This window comes from Bacillus sp. BD59S, assembly GCF_007363175.1.
GTDB lineage: Bacteria > Bacillota > Bacilli > Bacillales > Bacillaceae_G > Bacillus_A > Bacillus_A pacificus.
Genome location: NZ_CP034686.1, coordinates 2,097,909 through 2,120,528, shown reverse-complemented (window position 1 = coordinate 2,120,528; position 22,620 = coordinate 2,097,909). Strand labels below are relative to the sequence as shown.

Sequence of the window (22,620 nt, the reverse complement as noted above, 5' to 3'; positions counted from 1 at the left end):
CTCGCCCCCTACTTAGACTCAGCAGCTGAGCCCATATGAGCGAGCACACCTAAAATGTCTTGATAGAAACTTTCTCGTGTTCCTTGACGCTTTAATTCTTTATACAGAAGACCATCTTGAATAAATAATATACGCTCACAATAACTCGCACTAAATGCATCGTGTGTAACCATCAAAATACTTACATTGTGATTTTCATGTAAATCTTGCATCGCTTCTAATAAGCTTTTTGCATTTTTACTATCAAGCGCTCCTGTCGGTTCATCTGCTAATACGATTGCTGGATTATGTACTAAAGCTCGTGCTGCCGCTGTTCTTTGCTTTTGTCCACCAGAAACAGCAGTTGGATATTTTGTTAAAATTTCAGTAATCCCTAATTTCTTCGCCACCTCATTTACCTTTCCCGTAATCTCGCTTGACGGTACACCTTGCAGAGAAAGTGGTAAAGCAATATTTTCATAAATTGATAAGTTTTCTAGTAAGTTAAAATCTTGAAAGATGAACCCTAATTTTTGAGATCGAAAATCTGATAATGCATTCCCCTTCATAGAAGTAATATTTGTACCAGCTATTGTCACACTACCACCTGTCGCTTGATCCAATGTACTAATCACATTTAGTAAAGTCGTTTTTCCAGATCCAGAAGGACCCATAATCCCGACAAATTCCCCTTCTTTAATATTTAATGATACACCCCTTAATGCTTTTGACTGATTCTCATTCCTTTTCCCATACGTTTTTTCTACACTTTCTACAGTAACTACATTTGTTGACATCTCTTTCACTCCATCCCTTTTGTATACAATTAATTTCTCACATATTTCTTATCTTTTTCTCATGTAAACCCTTAAGAATTTTTTAATTTTTCAATCAGAAAGGATTACACGGATAACATGAACCTATTTCCTACTTCATATTCTCATTTTTCTACAACTCGTTCCCTCGATTTCGCTTACATTTACCTTACATTTTTGTAAGATAAAAAAGAAAACACACTAATTTCTAATAGTGTGTTTTCTTTACAATCAATATTTTCTATTCTTTATTTCTTCTTCAATACTTGCCACAAATACATCTAGCGCAATAACTTCTGACTTCTCTTCCCCATATTTACGTACATTTACAGCTCCACTTTCCATTTCCTTATCCCCAATAACAAGAACATACGGTACTTTTTGCATTTGTGCTTCTCTTATTTTATATCCTAATTTTTCATCTCGTGCATCTTGTTCAACACGAATCCCAGCTTGTGCTAATTTATATGCAACCTCACTGGCATATTGTTCATGTACTGCATTTGAAACTGGAATTACTTTTACTTGAACTGGTGCCACCCATGCCGGGAACGCACCTCCAAAGTGCTCAATTAATATTGCTAAGAAGCGATCTAATGACCCTAAAACTGCCCTGTGAATAACAACTGGTCTTTTCTTTTCATTCTTCTCATCTATATAATTTAAATCAAATTTCTCTGGCATTTGGAAATCAAGCTGGATTGTTCCGCACTGGTGACTTCTATTTAAAGCATCTTTAATATGAAAATCAATTTTCGGCCCGTAAAATGCACCGTCACCTTCATTTAGTCTATATTTATAATTTAGCGATTGTAATACATTTTCTAATGCTGCTTCTGCTTGCTCCCATAATTTATCATCACCCATTGAATCTTCTGGACGAGTAGAAAGCTCTACTTCATATTCGAATCCAAAAGTTTTATATACGTAATCAATTTGCGCCATTACTGATTTAATTTCATCTTCAATTTGTTTTGGAGTTACAAATAAATGTGCATCATCTTGGCAGAAAGTACGTACTCTTAATAACCCGTTTAACGCACCACTAAATTCATGACGATGTACTTGACCAAATTCACACATACGAATCGGTAATTCACGATAAGAATGCAATTTATTTTTAAACATAAGCATGTGTCCTGGGCAGTTCATCGGTTTTAATGCAAAACTTTTATTATCTACTTCAGAGAAATACATATTATCTTTATAATGTCCCCAGTGCCCTGATCTCTCCCATACTTCTTGGTTCATCATGAACGGAGTGCGTACTTCTTGATAATTGTACTCTTTTTGAATTTCTCTTAAAAATGCTTCCAATTCGTTACGAATTATTTGTCCTTTCGGTAAATAAAACGGCATTCCCGGAGCCTCTTCAGAAAACATAAATAACTCAAGCTCACTGCCTAACTTACGATGATTTCTTTTTGCTGCTTCTTCAATGAAATGTAAATACTCTTCTAATTCTTTTTGAGAAAAGAATGCAACACCATATATACGCTGAAGCACTTGATTATTACTATCTCCTCGCCAATATGCACCTGAAACGTGAGTTAATTGGAAAGCTTTCAAATAGCCTGTTGAAGGTAAATGCGGTCCTCTACATAAATCTACAAATTCACCTTGTTTATATAGTGTTACACTTTCCCCACTAGGAATTGCCTCTAACAATTCTAATTTCAGATGATCATTCATTTCTTGAAACAATGTTTTTGCCTCTTCTCGTGAAACTTCAACTCGTTCTATTTTTACATTTTCATTTATAATTTTTTTCATTTCTTTTTCGATTTTCGGTAAATCTTCTACATTTACACTACTTGGAAGATCCATATCATAATAAAAACCATTTTCAATAACAGGCCCTACTCCAAGATTTATATGACCATACAATCTTTTTACAGCTTGCGCTAAGATATGTGCCGCGGAGTGTCTTGCAATTTCTACACCTTCATCTGAATCTATAGTAATGATTTCTACTTCCGCATTTTCTTCAATATTTCGGCGTAAATCATATAACCCATCATTTACTTTCCCCGCGACTGCTTTCTTTTTTAAGCTACTGCTAATGGATCCCGCAATTTCTTCTAAAGTAATTCCTTTTACAAATTCTTTCACGCTACCATCTGGAAATTTAATTTCAATCATTTGTTCTTTCATTTTTCATCTCTCCATTTCATAATAAAAAGCACACTCATCCCTAAAATAGGGACGAGCGTGCTTATACCCGTGGTTCCACCCAGATTCCCATTGCAAACAAACAATGGCTTCTTTTACGGTAACGTCGCTTACACGGCACTAGATACTTAGTTTCCCTAGTGCAGCTCTAAGGTGGTAAGTTATTTTTCTGCGTTAGGAAGTTCTCAGCTTTCCTTCCTTCTCTGTACAACCGGGGAAAATAACTCGTGTCCTTTTCTTCGCTTATTATGAAATTGAATGCAAAAAAGCATATTCATCCCTAAAATAGGGACGAATATGCTTATATCCGTGGTTCCACCCAGATTCCCATCACAAAAAAACATAATGGCTTCTTTTGCGATAACGTCGCTTACACGGCACTAGATACTTAGTTTCCCTAGTGCAGCTCTAAGGTGGTAAGTTATTTTTCTGCGTTAGGAAGTTCTCAGCTTTCCTTCCTTCTCTGTATAACCGGGGAAAATAACTCGTGTCCTTTTCTTTGCTTTTTTAAGTACATCCATTAATTGTTATTTACTATATCTTATTCATTTTATTTTTGCAAGTGTTTAAAAAAATTATTTATTTAATTAAAAAAAGTGAAACCAAATTTTTTTGGTTACACTTCACAATTTTACCAATCTTGTGGTTCGTAATTTAAGTCTGCAAATAGACGGCGTTTCTCTTTTTTCGTTAAATCTCTCCACTGTCCAACGGGTAAATTATTTAATTCAATATTCATAATTCTCGTACGTTTTAACGTGTATACTTGATAACCTAAAGCTTCACACATACGACGAATTTGGCGATTCAACCCTTGTGTTAAAATAATTTTGAACTCATATTTTGATAACTGTGTGATCTCACAAGGAAGTGTTTTTGTACCTAAAATTTTAACACCTGCCGCCATTTTTTCTAAGAAATCGGGTGTAATTGGCTTATCTACTGAAACGATATATTCTTTCTCATGTTTGTTTTCAGCACGTAAAATCTCATTAACAATATCACCATCATTCGTTAACAAAATTAAACCATCTGAGTCTTTATCAAGACGTCCAATATGGCTAATTCGTAAAGGGTGATTCACTAAATCGATAATATTACCTTTTACTGATTTTTCACTTGTACATGTAATACCTACTGGCTTATTTAAAGCGATATATACGTGATCTCGAGCAATACGAAGTTGCTCTCCATTTACGCGTACATCATCACCTGGATTCACTTGGTCACCAATTTTTGCAACCTTACCGTTAATAATTACTCTTCTCTCATTAATTAATTTATCTGCTCCGCGTCGAGACGCTTTTCCAGCTTCACTAATAAATTTATTGATACGCAAATTAGGCACTTCCTTTTCTAAAAAATTCTAGCTCACACTGCTTCTACCGTACAATACAAAAGGGTAAGCCTGCTATTATAACTTAAATATATTAACATGAAAGGGTATATAACGTCTTCTATTAATTACTCATTTATAAGAAAATATCTTTATTATACATTCATTTATGCACTTTTTCCGCGCTTAATATACAAGCCATTCTTCCTTACATACAGCTTGTTTTCCTCTTATATCTTCTATATCTTCATGAATATTAGCTAATTTATATAAACCTGGAAACATCTCTTCCACATAATGTTGATGAGCCATTTCATCTTTCCAATAAGTGAACACTATGTAACGGTTCTCATTTTTTAAAGACTTCCCAACTACTCCACCTAACATTCCTTTTGCTTTTTCCATTCCTTTATTCCAAATTGTTTCTTGCTTATGTAAAAAATACTTTTCCTTTCCTAACTTTAAATCACATATAGCAACTCTTACGAATGAGCCTTCTGTCACAACATCTTTCAAATGCGTATCAGCTATATCATACAACGTTTGAAACAGTTCAATTTCACATGAAAGAAAAGTATCCGCTTGATTGCTATTTACATAAATTGTATCGTGAGCACCATTCATAAATGATTGATACGCACTTCTATCTTCCCATAAAGTAAATACGCATGCCTCATCTTTATGCCATCCACCAAATTGTCCATGAAATCCATCTAGATACTGTATATCTTGCCATTTTTCTTGTGCTTTTGAAAACAATTCTTTTTTCTCTTCTTCTACCTTACAGTAGATTGTTTTTAGTAGCATTTTTAATTCCCCCTTATCTTATATTCCATTTCCCATTTGCAATATTTTCTACATTTCCACCTACACGAACATTCATTTCACTTTCTCCCCCCCTTTTTTGTTTACATAATATTTTTATGTTATTCTAGTTATCTATATTATTCAAAAAATCAGCCGCTCTTTCTATTAGCCATTCACCAAATGTACTTAAAAATAATAAAATTTCATTTATATCATTTATCGGCTCAATTACATATTGTAATGCCTTTCTCATATTTTTTTCTTGTTCAGGAAAATGCTTACTAAATAATTCATATGCAGGATATAAGTCTCTGGAATAAAGCCCTTCTCTCTCAATTGTCAATGCCAGACCTGACCTGATTATTATCTTCATAATCCAACGACAACAATCTTCTATATCTTCCACGCCTTTATTATGTATTAACTCTTTGCGTGCTTGTCCAATTTGTTTCCCCAGTTGAATAAGGTGTTCATGGGCTAACTCCTGACTTACTTTATATTTAGGTAAAGACGATGTTACATCTTCACCACATATACATACTCCATGTGTCTGTATCATAAAGCTTATAAAAGAAAAACTCTTTGAATTTATCACTTCTTTTTCACTGTAAAAACTCAATTCCACTCCTGTTATACAATTAAACTTTTGCAAACTTTGAACTTCTAGTTTCTTTCGCCAACTTAAGTCTATTAATTTGGGATCCTTTCGTACTACTATAATTACATCTATATCTGCAATTCCTTCAATTCCAATCCCCCTTGGAATTGAGCCTCTTATATAAACACTGTGTAAATCATCCTGTAACAATTCACAACAAGTATTTTTTATTTCCTGTATTACCTCCATAAACATAGGTTGCACTTTTTCAATATGTGCATCATTTATAATATATCCTTCATCATCTGTAGGACAAAAACGTCCTATTTTTTTTATACTTGGCAAATTATCAACTCATTTCTAGTAAGAAATACTATTTTATTCTATACGCATAATGATTATTATTCAAATAATTCAGAATTAAAAACCCAAAAAAAGGATAGGAAGTAAACAGTCTAAAATAACGTTTATTTCCTATCTCTTTTATCATCAATCATTTTTCAAATATAGAATACGTAATTTCTCCTGGATAATGTAATACAGTTACCTTCCGCTCTCCTTTTTTAAAACTAATAGTATGCCCGTTTTCCCCTAAGTTCTCCCATTCACTTGCCTTTGTAATAGGCATTACACTTATATATTTATAATTCTCTTCCTTATCATCGTTAATATGGATTGCTGACATTGGTACCAGAAAATCTTCAATTTTAGATTCTTTGTCTAAATATATGAGTGCAATTAAGCTAATTAACAGCATAGTCATTGAAATATTTGAAACTAGTTTTCTTCTATTCATTTTCACTAAAATTCCTCTTTTCTCACATATTTCTTTTATCATTTTACTAACTTTAATTATTCGCGTATAGAAAAAATATAATTTAAATCATTTCTAACCTATTTTCTCTACTTAAAACAACATTATTGTTATATATTAGAATTATAAGTTTTTAAATTTTGGAGGCGTTACATATTGCAGAAATTACTTTTTACTAAATGGACTGTTGTTATTTCTATTTTCATCATTTTCAGTACGATTTTATATGTTACTAATGTGAAAAATAACAACAAAAAAGCAACTGTAGAAACAGTGGATACAAAAATTTTTAAAACTAAATTACAACCTAAAATCAATGAATTAACTATTAATTATAATGACATCATCGAAAAAGATTGGTTGCCTGCCTGGGAAGAGATTAACACGAATGGAGATTCAGTAGATAGAAATAAACTATTAGTTACAATGAATGCTGTTTCCAGGCAATACGAAACAATTATGAACGAAATAGACATGCTTAAAATCGAAGAAAACATAACAGATATAAATATACAAAAACAACTAATTGAATTCACAACTCAGTTTAAATCCGCATCAAATTTTATGAAAAATGCAGCAAATTTGATTATAGACGGAGCAAATAACTCTACTCCAACCAATGAAACTATTGAAAAAACAAAACATGCTTTAGGGCTTGCAGATCAACATATTGTCATCGCTTTATCTACTTTAACTGAAGTTGAAGAGAAATTAGCACTTGCAAAAAAATAAAACTGTTTACTATTTTACAATAAAAAAAGATTGCAATTAACATTTTGTCTGTCTATAATGTTTTTATTGATTTATTATCAATGTTTTTATAAATTTTATAATTCGGATGAACCATTCAGGAGAAGGTCTATTGATCTACCGACGGGGCAAAAAGTTGTTAACCGACTTTGAAACTCTCAGGTCTTGTTTACAAGTAGAACTGCATGGGGACGAATCTCTGGAGAGACTCCCTCTCGCTTTATAGCGTAGAGGAAAACGAGCACCGAAGGAGCAAATCCGCTATTCTAGCGGATAATCTCTCAGGTAAAAGGACAGAGACAAGCGAAAGAAAAAGCCGATTTGTATCGGTTTATTTTTCTATCCCTTGTTTCTCCAGAGACCATTTCATTTACTTGAAGTGGTTTTTATTTTTTCTAAAAAAGGAGAATAAAGATGGAGACAGTAAGTAAAGTATTAGAACAAATCAATCACTATGTGTGGGGATTACCGACGTTGTTATTACTCGTTGGTACTGGAATCATTCTCACAGTGCGTTTAAAAGGTTTACAGTTTAGTAAACTGTTATACGCTCACAAACTAGCTTTTAAAAAATCAGAAGATACATCTTCCTCTGGAGATATTAGCCACTTCCAAGCACTTATGACAGCTATGGCGGCAACGATTGGAATGGGAAATATAGCAGGTGTTGCAACTGCTGTGACGATCGGTGGGCCCGGTGCAATCTTTTGGATGTGGATTACTGCTTTGTTCGGTATGGCAACAAAATATGCCGAAGCAATTCTTGCAGTGAAATACCGTGTTAGTAATGAAAATGGCGAATATTCAGGTGGACCAATGTACTATTTAGAACGTGGTTTAGGTAAGAAATGGCTTGCAGTTTTATTCGCTATATTCGGTACAACTGCTTCTTTCGGTATCGGGAATATGGTGCAATCTAACTCTGTTGCAGAGGCAATGCGAATTAATTTCTCTTTCCCTCCTGCTTTAACTGGTATAGTAATGTCATTTTTAATCGCTATCGTTATTTTAGGCGGTGTTAAAAAAATCGGGAAAGTGACAGGATATATCGTTCCTATTAAAGCTTTCTTTTATATCATCGCTGGTCTTATCATTATTTTCTATCACTACGATCAAATTCCTGAAGCATTTTTACTTATTTTTTCTGGTGCATTTAATGGTACTGCAGCAGCTGGTGGTTTTATCGGTGCGACTGTTGCATCAGCGATTCAAATCGGAATGGCGCGCGGTGTATTTGCGAACGAAGCTGGTTTAGGTAGTGCCCCTATTGCTGCGGCGGCTGCAAAAACAGATTCACCTGCAAAGCAAGCTTTAGTTTCTATGACTGGTACTTTTCTAGATACGTTTATTGTATGTACAATTACAGGACTTGTATTAATTACTACAGGTGCATGGAAGTCTGGTAAAACTGGGGTTGAAGCTACAACACTTGCGTTCCAATCCGTATTTGGCATTGCTGGTAGTATGATTCTAGGTATCGCCATTATATTATTCGCCTACTCTACTATTTTAGGCTGGTCGTATTACGGTGAGAAATGTGTAGCTTATTTATTTGGAGAAAGTGCTGTTAAATATTATAAAGCAACCTTTATTGTCATGATTGCTATTGGTGCGAATTTAAAATTAGGCATCGTATGGACATTTGCGGATATTGCAAATGGACTTATGGCGATTCCAAACTTAATTGGTCTTATTGGGTTAAGTAGTATTGTTGTTGCTGAAACAAATCGCTTTTTACAAGCAGAGAAATTGAAAGAAAATAATAAAAAACAGGCAAGTTAATCTATGAAAGTAGGAATGACTCATATATGATGAGCATTCCTTTTTTCATCCCCTCTTTTACTTAATTACTATCATTAAAAATATATTTATATCAATGTTTACTCCTTTTTATTCCTCCAAAAGTTTTTCACATAAATGTCATAAATCGTATGGTCTAACTATATAGTTGAAAAGGAATGCGACATTAAAGTGTCGCTGAAAAACTCATCCAAGAAAAGGGAGGAAAAATCTTTTGAAAAACAAAATCATTGTTTTCCTATCTGTTTTGTCATTTATTATTGGTGGTTTCTTCTTTAACACGAATACTTCAAGCGCTGAAACATCATCTACTGATTACGTTCCTAACCAATTAATTGTTAAGTTCAAACAAAATGCATCTTTAAGTAATGTGCAATCTTTTCATAAATCTGTCGGAGCTAATGTCTTATCTAAAGATGATAAGTTAGGTTTTGAAGTCGTACAATTTTCAAAAGGTACTGTAAAAGAAAAAATAAAGAGTTATAAAAATAATCCAGATGTAGAATATGCAGAACCGAATTATTACGTTCACGCCTTTTGGACTCCAAACGACCCATATTTTAATAGTCAATACGGATTACAAAAGATTCAAGCTCCACAAGCTTGGGATAGCCAACGAAGTGATCCCGGTGTAAAAGTAGCCATTATTGATACAGGAGTTCAAGGCTCACACCCTGATTTGGCTTCGAAAGTAATTTACGGGCATGATTATGTTGATAACGACAATGTTTCTGATGACGGTAATGGTCATGGTACGCATTGCGCTGGAATTACTGGGGCACTTACGAATAATAGTGTCGGAATTGCTGGTGTTGCCCCACAAACTTCAATTTATGCTGTCCGCGTATTAGATAATCAAGGAAGTGGTACTCTTGATGCTGTAGCACAAGGTATTCGAGAAGCTGCTGATTCGGGTGCAAAAGTAATTAGTTTAAGTTTAGGAGCTCCAAATGGTGGGACTGCATTACAACAAGCCGTTCAATATGCATGGAATAAAGGCTCTGTTATTGTTGCAGCTGCTGGAAATGCTGGAAATACAAAAGCTAATTACCCTGCTTATTACAGCGAAGTGATTGCAGTTGCTTCTACAGATCAATCAGATAAGAAATCTTCATTTTCTACTTATGGTAGCTGGGTAGATGTTGCAGCACCAGGTTCAAATATATATTCCACATATAAAGGAAGCACGTATCAATCATTAAGTGGTACATCTATGGCAACACCTCATGTCGCAGGAGTTGCTGCTCTTTTAGCAAATCAAGGATATAGCAATACACAAATTCGCCAAATTATTGAGTCTACTACAGATAAAATTAGTGGTACAGGTACGTACTGGAAAAACGGTAGAGTCAATGCATATAAGGCTGTACAATATGCGAAGCAATTACAAGAAAATAAAGCTTCTTAAGAAATAAAGTAAAACTTTAATCAGTCGCTCTACCATTAATGCGGAATAAAATAGAAGGAGAGACTTCTACAACGAAAGCCTCTCCTTCTTATAAACTATATTACTCTCCCTGCTTTTTAACCATATGTAAATACAGAACAAAATCCATCATTGTCGACGAATGACCAAGTTGACGAATCATCGCTGTTATATTTCCTCTATGATATGTACCATGATTTACGACATGTTGTACTAACTCTAAAATTGAAGTTTCTAATTTTCCTACATATGGATTCTCGATAACAAATGCAGCATTCACATCTTGTATTGTACTTAAAAAGTCTTTATATTGATTTGCCATGTTTTCAAACATTTTTTCTAATTCATGTAACGATTTGTTTTCCATTTGTTTTCGTAATTCTTCTCGGCCTTGTATGGCTTCATTCATACTTTTACCATGCAATATGTGTAACCACACTTGATCTGTAATATAAATATGGGCAAACGTATCCTTGATTGATGGAAATACACTCTGTATCTGTTCAGTAAAAATAGTCTCATAGTTTGGTAATTTTTTTAGTCGATTGAATAATCGTATATTAGCCCAAGCATGGTAATCCACCTGTTTTAACATGCACTCTCTCAAACGAAATCGCCTCCTTATTGTATGAAACGAATAGTTTGTTTCTTCATTTTTGATTCTCTATCAGCCTTAACAATTCCTTTTTCTTCAATTTTACATTTATCTATAGTTTTATATTTTACGTGCGTATAAAATTCCGTTTGAAATGGAAACGGTGTAATGCGAATTGTTTCCTCATCTATCCATTCAGCTTGAATAGGTTTCTCCTCTTTACTATTAAACATTTCTGTCCCTTCAAAGCCATCTTTAAACAAATCAATTTCATCTTTCTTTTCTATCCCTGGTTTATTCATACAGACATATAAAGAAAGTTCGTCGCAAAACTTTAATAATCTATAATGTTTATCGAACATCGTAAATTGTTCTTTTGTTAGCGTTGTCAATATTCTTTTTTGTCGTTCCAATTCCCCTGTATAAAATGACATCATCTCTTCATCTTCCTCATTTAATGGAAATGATAAAAAATGCTTACTACAAAGTAATGCTCCGTATGGATTGGAATCTTCAATTTCATTCAAACCAATCGTATAAAAGACAAAGCGTAATGAACTTGGACAATCCATAAATGTATATGGGATATTTTTAGCATCATTCAAAATTGGTACTTTATCAAGTTCTATCCATCCTCTATCATGCTCATATATTGCATCAATTGTCTCTTTTAAATATGTGTCATCTTCAAAAAAATCTTCTTTTATATGCTTTGCAATCTCTCCAGCTAAAAAACCATGATCATGTTGACGAATTAATATACTTTCTTTCTCATCCTTTTCACGAAAAATCATCCGTATACTCCCCCTCATCCTCATATTACAGCGTTTTCTATTCATCAATTCTTAATTAATCCCTAATTGTTAGCAGGGATTCAGTTTCTTGCAACGAAATTAACATAACTATATAGCATTCTTTTTAACAATATAAATAGCTTTATCTTTACTATCTATTATACTAAATCATTCATTCCAAAAAATTTTTTTATGAGGTGAAAACATGAACAAAACAGAATTAATTAAAAATGTCGCACAATCAGCTGATATTTCTCAAAAAGATGCTTCTGCAGCTGTACAATCTGTATTTGACACAATTGCTACTGCATTACAATCTGGTGATAAAGTTCAATTAATTGGCTTTGGAACTTTTGAAGTTCGTGAAAGATCTGCTCGTACAGGACGTAATCCACAAACCGGCGAAGAAATTCAAATCGCTGCTGGTAAAGTTCCTGCATTTAAAGCAGGTAAAGAGTTAAAAGAAGCTGTGAAATAAACAAGAAACCAGCCATTTTATAGGCTGGTTTCTTGTTTTAATTTAGTAATTGCTTTATATTTTCTGCATGATACACCTCGCAAATATAAAATATGCATCTGCAGTTACTTACAATTTGATATTTTCTTGTTGGATACACATGCGCCGAAACAGAGCATCCATCGAACAATTCAATAATATTCCCAGAAGGCTGATATCCTTCATATAATACGTTCCTTCTTACTTCCATCTTTTCTATAAGTTTTTCAACTGGAATGTTTCCACTCTCTAACTCCCTCTTTATTGTATTTGGTAAAAACGAGGTATCCGCAAAAATGAGATTTTCAGATAATACTTTTCCTTTATAACTAATATTGGATACACGGTAAAGAAATGTTCCGTTTTTATCAAAGAAACTCTTTGCTTCTTTCGGGATATACTGTCTATCAAGCACCTCTTGTTCTAGAACATCAAACTGAACTGTATCATTCAAAAGCTTTTCTAAAGCATGAATAGATGATGTATCTCCAGAAAATAAAATATTTTTAATTGCTTGTACATGATAAGTGAATTCATTTGTTCTATTTTCCGCTACTAGCATGAGGAACACCTCTTCTATAAAATATTTTATTAAACTTATTTATCATTTAAAAGCGCTACTGCATCCAGCTGTATGATTTCGGTGACTTCTTTACTGAATATTGCAATTGAAGCCGTATAATCTACACTTGGCCTTAAATCTCTCATCACTGTATTTTCTACTAACTCTTGTCTATCCTTAAAAAACAACAAGTTTGGAGGTTCATTTGGAGCTGATATAGTAATATCCACTGGTGGAATCATTAGACCTTCACCTGTCGCTTTGAGCACAGCTTCCTTTCTAGTCCAATATGTTAAAAAACCTTCTATTTTTTGTTCATTAGGTAATTTCATAACTTGCGCTATTTCAATGTCTGTTAATACACCTTCTGCCATTTTCATTACATCTATATTTGGATTCATTTGTTCAACATCAACGCCTACAGGTGCAGACTTTGTAAATGCAACAACAACCCATTCACCCGAATGTGAAACCGATAACTGCGGCATACCCTCTGGTAATTGTGGTCTACCATGTTGTAAATTACATACTGGGCACAGCCTATCAATTGGCACTTGAACTGGTGACATAGAAAGTATTTTACCTAGAACTAATCTACTAATTACACAACCGATTATAAAACGAGCACGATCTGCCGAATGATGATATGAATTTGCCTTCTCTCGTTCAACATCATTTAGTAAATTGTAATGCCATGATTGTAAATCCGAAATTCTTCCCCACCATATTTGACAATCATTCTCATTCAAAATCGGTATAGAATCTACAACTTTACTTTCTATCATGTAAACTCTCTCCTTCTAAATACCAATATCATTTTATTTCAAAAGACCATTTTCAAACTTATTCATTTACAATTTCTTTCTCTTTTTGTAATACAGGTAACGGTTTTTTCTTCTTTTTTGACATTACCTCTTTATCAGAAATACGTAAAGAAAATAGTAATGCTACGAGTAAAAATATTGCTGACCCAATTAATGCCGCTTGATATGGCACGAAATCTGAATGAGCATTATGTTGTGCACTGTTATTTCCAAAACCAGCTAATATACTAGCTAAAACAGCAACTCCTATTGCTGAACCTAATCGATTTTGCACATTAAATATAGTAGTTGCTCTCCCCATAGAAGGTGGCGTTATATTGTTAAATGCAGAAAATTGAACTGCTCCAACTGACTGTCCTAAGAAAATACCTATGCCAAACAATAATGCCCGTATTTGCCAAGGATTCGTATCGTGATTTACAAAACTTAATAAAACAAAGATAATCGCCGTACAAATTAACCCGATAGAAATTACCTTACGAGCACCTAATTTCTTATATGACCAAGGCACAATCTGTGACGATATCATTAATCCAATTGCCTCTGGGAATGTAGTAAGACCTGATTCCAGTGCGGATGCTCCTATTACATTTTGATACATAAGCGGAAAAACAAATAACATTCCTAGTAAACCAGCTGATGAAAATAATGATATAAGGCTCATCTTTCTAAAGACTGGTTCTTTTAATAAGCGTAAATCTAACATCGGTTGCTTTACTTTCAGTTCTACGATTATAAACAATGTAATGAATACAAGCCCAGCCATCCCTGTACTCATAATTTCTGGAGAAATCCACCCTTTTGATGGTCCCTGGCTGAGTGTATATATGAGCATCGCAAATCCTGGTGCTGATAAAATAAAGCCGAGAGAATCAAAGCGACCAGCTGATTTTTCAACATGCTCTGCTAAAAATAGAAGTCCAAATAGCAATGCAACGATTCCAAACGGTAGATTAATATAAAATGCCCAGCGCCAAGACATTTGATCTACAAAAAAGCCACCAATAATTGGTCCTACTGCCGGTGCGACAGCAATTGGCAACACAATAAACCGAGAAATTTTCGGCCTTTCCTCTGGTGAAAATGTTCGGAATAACATCGCCATCCCAACTGGCGTTAAAAGCCCTCCACCAGCACCTTGAATAATACGAAAAATATTCAATGATGTAATATCGTTCGCTATCCCACATAACGCAGATGCAGTTGTAAATACGAAAAGAGCAGTTAGAAATACTCTTTTCGTACCGAATCGATCTCCTAACCAACCGGAAATCGGAAGGAAAACAGCTAAACTAACTAAATACCCAACATTAACCGTCCCCATTGCAGATGGAGCTACTTGTAATTCTTTACTTATCGTTTGTAGTGCTACGTTCACAATTGTTGCATCCATCGCAGCCATAAACATCGCTGTTATATATACGATGCTTACAACTACTTTTGGATTTATTTTTGCTTTCATTATCGTTTTCCTACTACTATTTTTTCACCAGCTTGATTACTTTTTGGATTCAAATCAGTCCAGTTATTTTCAACATATTGTAAGCAATCATGCCTGCTAGCTTCTTCATGTATGACATTCCACCCAATAGGTACATCAAGAAAGACAGGCCAGAGAGAATACTGGCCCTCCTCATTTATTAATACTTTATATGTGTAATTATCGTTTTCAAATGGATTCATCATACTCTACTTACCCCTTTCTTATTCTGCAAATATTTCGCTAATACTTGTCCAATTTCCGTAAGTGGACCTGGCTGACATAGATCTTTATGTCTACAGTCAATATCATGCTGCATAATTTGTCCATCTAAATAATTTAGCCACGTATTTGGAGAAATAGGATCAAACCAGTCTGGTATAACAGTAGATCTAAAGAATAAGATATCTCCGTTATAAACTTTCGGTACATATTTCCCTAACAACCCTACTGAATTTACATATGTTTCTTTCAAGTTCAATATAGTCTCTTCTTCAAGACTTGCTAATGCACTTCCATCTTTACGAAGGATTTCAACTGCACTTTCCATTGTAAGTGGTTTACCATCCATGTTATCTGGGTCATATCCGCCTAAAGCAAGTAAGGCGATTAACGCTTCCTTTTCAGTAGGTGCTTCCGTATTCGGTAAGAAGTGTCCAGGATAAGAATCAAGCATAACGAGTAATTCTACTTCTTCCCCTTCATTTTGTAGTTGCGCCGCCATTGCATGCACAACATTTCCTCCAAGCGACCAACCTAATAAACGATATGGTCCATGAGGCTGTACTTCACGAACGTGTTTTAAGTAATCCGCCGCCATCTCCTCTAAACTTTTTGGAAGTTCTTCATTTTTAGCGATGCCACGTGCTTGTACACCATAGATTGGATAATTTGTTCCTAAAGATTTCATAAGTCCTGCATAGCACCAACTTAATCCACCTGCTGGATGTACACAAAATAGTGGTAATTGATTCCCGCTTGCTCGTAATGGCAGCAACACATCAAGTGCACTTTGACCATTCCCCATCTCAAGTCTTTCAGCTAACCCTGCAACAGTCGGTGCTGCAAATAAAGTACCAATGTTTAGTTCCACTCCAAGCGCCTCTTTCATGCGGCTCATAAGCTGCACTGCAAGGAGTGAATGGCCACCAAGATCAAAGAATCCTTCATCAATTCCAATTTGAGGCACACTTAGCACTTCTGTAAACAAGTCACATAGCATTTCTTCTTGCGGTGTTCTTGGACCACGACTAGAAGATGATGCGATAAATTTTGGAGCTGGCAATGCCTTTCTATCTAATTTACCGTTCGGAGTTAAAGGTAACTCATTTACTACTACAAAAGCGTATGGAACCATATAATCTGGTAAACTACCACTAGCAAACTGACGCATTTCATTCGTATCAATCGCTTCATTATTTGATGCGACGATATAAGAAACTAACCGTTTATCCCCCGGTTGATCTTCCCGTACAATAACGGCTACTTGCTCAACTTTAGGGTGCTTCATTATGACTGCTTCTATTTCTCCTAATTCAATTCGGAATCCGCGAATTTTTATTTGATGATCTGCACGTCCTATATAATCTAGCGTCCCATCTTGACGCCAACGTGCTAAGTCTCCAGTACGATACATTCTTGTACCTGGCTTGCCAAATGGATCTGCAATAAAGCGTTCAGCCGTTAATCCTGCTCTTCCTAAATATCCACGCGCAAGCCCTGCGCCTGCAACATACATTTCTCCAACTACTCCAGGTGGGACTGGTTGTAAGTAGTTGTCTAACACATACACTTTAAGGTCAGGTATACTGCACCCAATTAAACTATTTGCTCGTAAAGAGACGATAGTTTCATCTAATTCAATATAACTAACATGTACTGTCGTCTCCGTAATACCATACATATTAATAAGCTTCGGTGCGTTATGAGGATGTCGACTATACCAATCTTCTAAGCGACTTAGCTCAAGTGCTTCTCCTCCAAAAACAACATATCGTAAAGATAATTTTTGACCAATCTCTTCATTTTCACGATCTGCTTGCATCAATTGGTAGAACGCTGATGGAGTTTGGTTTAAAACCGTAACCTTTTCTTTAACTAGAAGCTGTAAAAATTCTTTCGGCGAGCGACTTACCGTATGTGGCACTACGACTAAACGCCCTCCGTATAATAAAGGCCCCCAAATTTCCCAAACCGAGAAATCAAAAGCATATGAATGGAACATCGTCCAAGCATCGTTCCCGTCAAACTGGAACCAATGATCAGTTGCGCCTAAAAGTCTTACTACATTTTGATGAGGTATCATAACGCCTTTCGGTCTACCCGTTGAGCCTGACGTATAAATAACGTAAGCAATATGTGATGGAGATAATGGCTTAATTCGTTCCACTTCATCAATATTTTCTTCACTATATTTCTCAACTTCTGCTATTACTTTCACATCATCAACTAAAACTTTTAGTGCCTCATCACATTCAATTTCCACTTCTGAGTTTGTTAAAACACATGATGGTTTCGCATCATGGAGCATAAATGAAATACGATCTGACGGGTAATCTGGATCTAACGGTAGGTATCCAGCACCAGCTTTAAGAACAGCTAATAAGCTTACAACCATGTTTAATGATCTTGGCATTGCTAAAGCAACGAGTTGATCAGGACCAATTCCTTTTGCTATTAGGAATCGAGCTATTTTATTTGCTTTTGTATTTAACTCTTCATAAGTTAATTTCTTATCTTTAAAGACAACAGCAATAGAATTTGGATTTATATGAACCTGCTTTTCAAATAATTGTGGCAATGTCATTTCTGGTGCAATTTGAAAACCACCATTCCACTTTTCTAACACTGTATTTTTCTCTGCTAAAGTTAATATTTCTAATCTGCCAATGGATTGATCCGGAATTGTAGCTGCATCATCTAATAACAAAATGAATCGTTCTATTAGTTTTTGAACCGTTTCACGTTTATATAAATCGGTACTAAACTCTAGTAATCCATGTAAACCGTTCGGAGTACCATCAACCCCGTTACTCTCACTAATTTCAAATGTTAAATCAAATTTTGCAGAACCAACGCTTTGAATTTCAAGGCTCGCTTCTAAATCTGGTACATGAAACGTTGCTTCTGGTGTATTTTGAAAAGCTAACATAACTTGAAACAACGGGTGGCTGTTTCGAGTACGTACTGGATTTAACACTTCAACAAGTCTTTCAAATGGAACATCTTGATTTTCATAAGCTGCAAGATTTACCTGCTTCACTCTATTTAATAATTCTTTAAAACTTGGATCTCCTGAAGTATTTGTACGTAACACTAATGTATTTACAAATAAACCAACTATGTCAGAGAGTGCATCATCGTTTCTTCCAGCAATCGGACTTCCAATTGGTATATCAGTGCCTGCACCTAATCTTGTAAATAGTGCACTAAGCCCTGCTTGCAATACCATAAACAAACTAACTCCATTTTTACGTGCAAGCTCTACTAACCTACTATGCATACCTTCATCTATATGAAAATGAATTGTTTCCCCGCGGTAACTCGTCTCAATTGGACGCTGGAAATCTGTAGGTAACTCCATTTGGTCTGGTAAACCTTTAAGTTCTTCTTTCCAAAAATCTAATTGTGTTGAAATAAGACTCTCTGGTGTTGTTTCATCACCTAGCAATCGCTGTTGCCAAAGTGCATAATCTGCGTATTGAACTGGAAGTGTCTCCAGCTGAACTCTGTCACTTTGACATCGCGCTTTATAAGCCGCTGTAAAATCTCTCGTTAAAGGCTGTAATGACCAGCCGTCACCTACAATATGATGTAATAGAATTAATAATACATGTTCGTTTTCATTCAATGTAAATAGCTGCATACGAACTGCGGGTTCCAAATCAAGGTTAAAGCTATATCTTACCGCCTCTGCAAGCACACTTTCTAATTCCTCTTTACATGTTTTTGTTATAATCATTTCTATATTTAAATTTTCCATATCTAAAATTTTCTGATAGGAACTACCTAATACGTTAGGGAAAATCGTTCTAAGCGTTTCATGTTTCTCAACTACATCATAATAAGCACCATGCAATGCTTCCTCGTTCAACTTTCCAGACAAACGAATGACTAACGGAATATTATAAGTAGGACTTGGGCCTTCTAAACAATGTAAGAACCATAATCTACGCTGTGCAAATGAAAGTGGAACTTCATTTGGCCTACTTACTTTCTTAATCGCTGGTCTTGCAGTTTTTGCTCGATCCAATTGTTTCGCTAATTCAACAACAGTTGGTGATTCAAATAGTTTCCCGATTCCTAGTTCCACACTTAACGTTTCACGAATTCTTGCCATTAAACGAGATGCGAGAAGTGAATGTCCACCCATTTCAAAGAAATTATCATCAATGCTAATTCGAGAAACACCAAGTACTTCTGCAAATAAATCACATAATATTTCTTCTTTCGGATTTCTAGCAACCCTCTCATTGTTCATTCCATTAAAATCAGGAGCAGGTAATTTCTTTCTGTCAACCTTACCATTTGGCGTTAACGGTAATTCTTCTAGCAATACAAATGCTGATGGCACCATATAATTCGCTAAACTTTCTGAAACATAAGAACGAATTTCTGAAAGATGAATCGTTTCCTTCTCTTCGGCAACGATATACGCGATGATTCGTTTATCATTCAGGCGGTCTTCTCGTACCATTACTACTGCTTGCTTAATATTTTCATGGCGTTGTAATACCATTTCAATTTCAGCTAATTCAATTCGGAAACCACGAATTTTAATTTGATGATCTGCACGGCTCACATATTCTAGCACACCATCATTGCGCCATTTTACAAGATCACCAGTACGGTACATGCGCTCTCCTCGTTCTCCATAAGGATTTGCAACAAACCGTTCAGCCGTTAACTCTGGTTTTCCTAAATATCCGCTTGCAAGTCCTTCCCCTGCAATATATAATTCCCCAATCACTCCAGGTGGAACTGGTTGTAACCCTGCATCTAATACATACACGTCTGTATTGCAAATTGGCTTTCCGATAGGAGGTATACCTCTTTCCCTTTCATCGATGTTCATGACAGTAGACCAAATAGTCGTTTCAGTTGGTCCATATAAGTTTGTAATAGCGCAACCTAATTCTTTTAATGTATTTGCTAAATGCGCAGGAAGAGCTTCACCACCAACGAGCACATTTAGCCCTTGTAGCCTCTCCGGATAATCAGTTACTAACGCCTGCCAAAGCGTCGGTGTAGCCTGCATAATGGTCACTCTTTCTTCATGTAAAAGTGTCGTTAATGCAGAAGGCTCTTGTATGTCTTCTTTTTGCGCAATTGTTAAACTTGCACCACTAATAAGAGGTAAATAAATTTCTAGAGCAGAAATATCAAACGCAAATGTTGTAACTGCTAATAAATGATCATGTTCATGTAACGAAAACTTTTGTTGCATAGCCATTAAAAAGTTACTTAAACCTCTCATAGGAACAATTACACCTTTTGGGTTTCCTGTTGAGCCTGAAGTATATATTGTATAGGCTGGGTTTAAAAGTGATATATCATTCTTACATGCTATATTCATACGAGAATATGTATGTAATGCTAGTTTCGTTTCTTCGTCATCTAATACAATTTTTTTCATATCATTTTTTATAACTAACTTAGATGAAACAGATGAATGTGTTATGATACAAGCTGGTTTTGCATCATTTACTATATAATTTATTCGCTCGGCTGGATATTCTGGATCTATTGGTAAATACGCTGCACCAGCCTTTAAAACTGCTAGCATACTAACAACCATTTCCGTTAATCTTGGAAATACTAAAGCTACAAACTGGTTTGGTCGTATTCCTTCTTCTACTAAATAATGTGCTAGTTCATTCGCTCGTTCATTTAGCTCTTTATACGTAAGGTTTACACCGTCACAAGTAATCGCTAGTTTATCGGGATTTTTTTGCACTTGTTTTTCAAATGATATAGGCAGATTGATTAATTCATCGTCTTCCTTTGTTTCATTCCATTCCAATAAAACTTTATGATTTTCTTCAGGAAGAGTAATGTTTATCTTTCCAATCGACTCGTCTTTTTGATAATCATTTATCATTAATTCTAATAATTGCATAAATCTTTCTTTATGCAATGCTAGCTCCGCACCATTATATACTTCCGGATTCGCATCAAAATGAATCATTAGCTCATTTTGATCAAAACGTTTATATACATTTATTGATAAATCATCGACAGGTCCCGCTGATAAATTATGTGTAATACCACGATTTCCAGCAAAATTTAGCCCGTAATCAAAAGGCATAACATTCACTAACGGTCCAAACAACCTTTGATTTTCACCTAGTAACTTTAATTCTCTTCTTAATTCCTCATGACGGTATTTATAATGGCGACGTACATCTCGGATTTCTTTAGAAACTTGCTGCAATAATTCCGCAAGAGTTATATTTGGAGTTACTGTAATACGAAGTGGAACTAAATTCATTACCATACTTGGTGTATGAATAGATACCGAACCTAGACGTCCCATCATCGGTAAACCTAAAACAATATCATTTTCGCCTGTTAATTTATGCATATAAATACTTGTTACAGCGACAATGAATTCCGGCCAACTTGTTAACGAAAAATTGATATCTTCTAGTAAAGTTTTCGTACTAGAACTACATAAATATGCTGTTTCGCGTAAAAATCCATTTGATGTTCTCGGTGCTCGTTCTGCCAAACTTACAACTTCTGGTTCATCCACAAATTTTTCTAACCAAAAAGTACGATCTTCCTGAAATTGTTTAGACTCACGATACTCCATATCTTCTTGCACAACTTTTGCAAGAGAACCAAATGGCTTTTCATTCTTGTTTGTTTCTTCTATAAGTGATGTATACTCATTCGCTACCTTTTGGCTAAGAAGTGAAAATCCATAGCCATCCATCACAATGTGATGGATGCACTGATACCAAAAGAAACGATTATTTTCAACTTGAATAAGTGCTTCAGTAAATAAAGTATCTTTTTTCAAATCGACTGGCATAGATAAATCATTTTTCATCCATGCTTTAGCAGCTTCTTCAGGGTTTTCTTCTTTACGTACGTCAATAAAATGCATATGAAACTGTGATTCTTCAATAACTTGCCATGGGCCCATTTCATCCTCTTCGAAGCGAACATGAAGTGCTTCTGCTTCCATTACAACTTTACGTACTGCTAATTCGAAAATTTCTTGATTCATATTTCCGTTTATTTCTACATATTCCCCAGTATTATAAATTGGATTAAGCGGATCTAATTGTTGCGCAAACCACATGCCAGACTGCGCAGATGATAACGAATGACGAATCTTTTGACTGTTAGGCATTCTTTACTACCC

The 22,620-nt window shown here is 35.1% G+C and carries 17 protein-coding genes, 1 riboswitch and 2 other annotated features; of the genes, 4 read left to right on the top strand and 13 right to left on the bottom strand.

Annotated features, from left to right (window positions below; all coding sequences use genetic code 11):
• Positions 1 to 8: 8 nt before the first annotated feature.
• The 6 genes from EKQ63_RS12945 to EKQ63_RS12920 all read right to left on the bottom strand — a co-directional run bounded on the left by EKQ63_RS12945 (position 9) and on the right by EKQ63_RS12920 (position 6,545).
• Positions 9 to 776, bottom strand: coding sequence for an ABC transporter ATP-binding protein (locus tag EKQ63_RS12945; RefSeq protein ID WP_000106419.1), 768 nt, complete (start codon positions 774 to 776; stop codon positions 9 to 11).
• 249 nt (positions 777 to 1,025) lie between these two features.
• On the bottom strand, positions 1,026 to 2,948 hold the full coding sequence (gene thrS / locus EKQ63_RS12940; RefSeq protein ID WP_143881104.1) for a threonine--tRNA ligase: 1,923 nt from the start codon (positions 2,946 to 2,948) through the stop codon (positions 1,026 to 1,028).
• Positions 2,949 to 2,992: 44 nt separating this feature from the next.
• Positions 2,993 to 3,215, bottom strand: a binding site (T-box leader).
• Positions 3,216 to 3,250: 35 nt separating this feature from the next.
• Positions 3,251 to 3,475, bottom strand: a binding site (T-box leader).
• A gap of 122 nt (positions 3,476 to 3,597) precedes the next feature.
• The gene (gene rluF, locus EKQ63_RS12935; RefSeq protein WP_001222167.1) at positions 3,598 to 4,305 is read right to left on the bottom strand and encodes a 23S rRNA pseudouridine(2604) synthase RluF; all 708 of its coding nucleotides are present in this window, start codon (positions 4,303 to 4,305) and stop codon (positions 3,598 to 3,600) included.
• 183 nt (positions 4,306 to 4,488) lie between these two features.
• Positions 4,489 to 5,109 carry a YdbC family protein gene (locus EKQ63_RS12930; protein WP_087952486.1) on the bottom strand — a complete coding sequence of 207 codons (621 nt, stop codon included), beginning with the start codon at positions 5,107 to 5,109 and terminating at the stop codon, positions 4,489 to 4,491.
• A 124-nt stretch (positions 5,110 to 5,233) separates the two neighbouring features.
• Entirely contained in the window at positions 5,234 to 6,052 is an 819-nt protein-coding gene (locus tag EKQ63_RS12925; RefSeq protein WP_143881103.1) for a nucleotidyltransferase family protein, read from the bottom strand.
• 148 nt (positions 6,053 to 6,200) lie between these two features.
• A complete protein-coding gene (locus tag EKQ63_RS12920; protein WP_143881102.1) occupies positions 6,201 to 6,545 on the bottom strand; it encodes a hypothetical protein in 345 nt (114 codons plus the stop codon).
• Positions 6,546 to 6,677: 132 nt separating this feature from the next.
• Here EKQ63_RS12920 and EKQ63_RS12915 point away from each other — a divergent pair, with 132 nt between their 5' ends.
• The 3 genes from EKQ63_RS12915 (at position 6,678) to EKQ63_RS12905 (ending at position 10,479) form a co-directional block, all read left to right on the top strand.
• A complete protein-coding gene (locus EKQ63_RS12915) occupies positions 6,678 to 7,253 on the top strand; it encodes a hypothetical protein (RefSeq protein WP_143881101.1) in 576 nt (191 codons plus the stop codon).
• Positions 7,254 to 7,460: 207 nt separating this feature from the next.
• Positions 7,461 to 7,578, top strand: a riboswitch (glycine riboswitch).
• Positions 7,579 to 7,685: 107 nt separating this feature from the next.
• On the top strand, positions 7,686 to 9,053 hold the full coding sequence (locus tag EKQ63_RS12910; RefSeq protein WP_143881100.1) for an alanine/glycine:cation symporter family protein: 1,368 nt from the start codon (positions 7,686 to 7,688) through the stop codon (positions 9,051 to 9,053).
• Between the two features lie 232 nt (positions 9,054 to 9,285).
• Positions 9,286 to 10,479, top strand: a complete 1,194-nt coding sequence (locus EKQ63_RS12905; RefSeq protein ID WP_143881099.1) for a S8 family peptidase — start codon at positions 9,286 to 9,288, stop codon at positions 10,477 to 10,479.
• A 100-nt stretch (positions 10,480 to 10,579) separates the two neighbouring features.
• Here the strand turns inward: EKQ63_RS12905 and EKQ63_RS12900 are convergent, their stop codons facing one another.
• Positions 10,580 to 11,092: a DinB family protein gene (locus EKQ63_RS12900; protein WP_411469472.1), complete on the bottom strand. Its 513-nt coding sequence runs from the start codon at positions 11,090 to 11,092 to the stop codon at positions 10,580 to 10,582.
• Positions 11,093 to 11,118: 26 nt separating this feature from the next.
• On the bottom strand, positions 11,119 to 11,886 hold the full coding sequence (locus tag EKQ63_RS12895; RefSeq protein ID WP_087952478.1) for a DUF3891 family protein: 768 nt from the start codon (positions 11,884 to 11,886) through the stop codon (positions 11,119 to 11,121).
• Positions 11,887 to 12,091: 205 nt separating this feature from the next.
• On the opposite strand from EKQ63_RS12895, the gene EKQ63_RS12890 reads away from it, so the two are divergent.
• Entirely contained in the window at positions 12,092 to 12,364 is a 273-nt protein-coding gene (locus EKQ63_RS12890) for an HU family DNA-binding protein (protein WP_001043907.1), read from the top strand.
• 37 nt (positions 12,365 to 12,401) lie between these two features.
• On the opposite strand, the gene EKQ63_RS12885 is transcribed toward EKQ63_RS12890, so the two are convergent.
• The 5 genes from EKQ63_RS12885 to EKQ63_RS12865 are packed head-to-tail and all read right to left on the bottom strand — an operon-like array spanning position 12,402 to position 22,608.
• Entirely contained in the window at positions 12,402 to 12,944 is a 543-nt protein-coding gene (locus EKQ63_RS12885) for a hypothetical protein (protein WP_000959131.1), read from the bottom strand.
• Positions 12,945 to 12,979: 35 nt separating this feature from the next.
• Positions 12,980 to 13,729, bottom strand: a complete 750-nt coding sequence (gene sfp, locus EKQ63_RS12880) for a 4'-phosphopantetheinyl transferase Sfp (RefSeq protein ID WP_143881097.1) — start codon at positions 13,727 to 13,729, stop codon at positions 12,980 to 12,982.
• A gap of 58 nt (positions 13,730 to 13,787) precedes the next feature.
• On the bottom strand, positions 13,788 to 15,230 hold the full coding sequence (locus EKQ63_RS12875; protein ID WP_087952475.1) for an MDR family MFS transporter: 1,443 nt from the start codon (positions 15,228 to 15,230) through the stop codon (positions 13,788 to 13,790).
• The gene (locus EKQ63_RS12870; RefSeq protein WP_087952474.1) at positions 15,230 to 15,454 is read right to left on the bottom strand and encodes an MbtH family protein; all 225 of its coding nucleotides are present in this window, start codon (positions 15,452 to 15,454) and stop codon (positions 15,230 to 15,232) included. Before EKQ63_RS12870 ends, EKQ63_RS12875 begins: the two co-directional genes overlap by 1 nt.
• The gene (locus EKQ63_RS12865) at positions 15,451 to 22,608 is read right to left on the bottom strand and encodes an amino acid adenylation domain-containing protein (RefSeq protein WP_143881096.1); all 7,158 of its coding nucleotides are present in this window, start codon (positions 22,606 to 22,608) and stop codon (positions 15,451 to 15,453) included. The genes EKQ63_RS12870 and EKQ63_RS12865 overlap by 4 nt, the downstream gene beginning before the upstream one ends.
• Between the last annotated feature and the right edge of the window lie 12 nt (positions 22,609 to 22,620).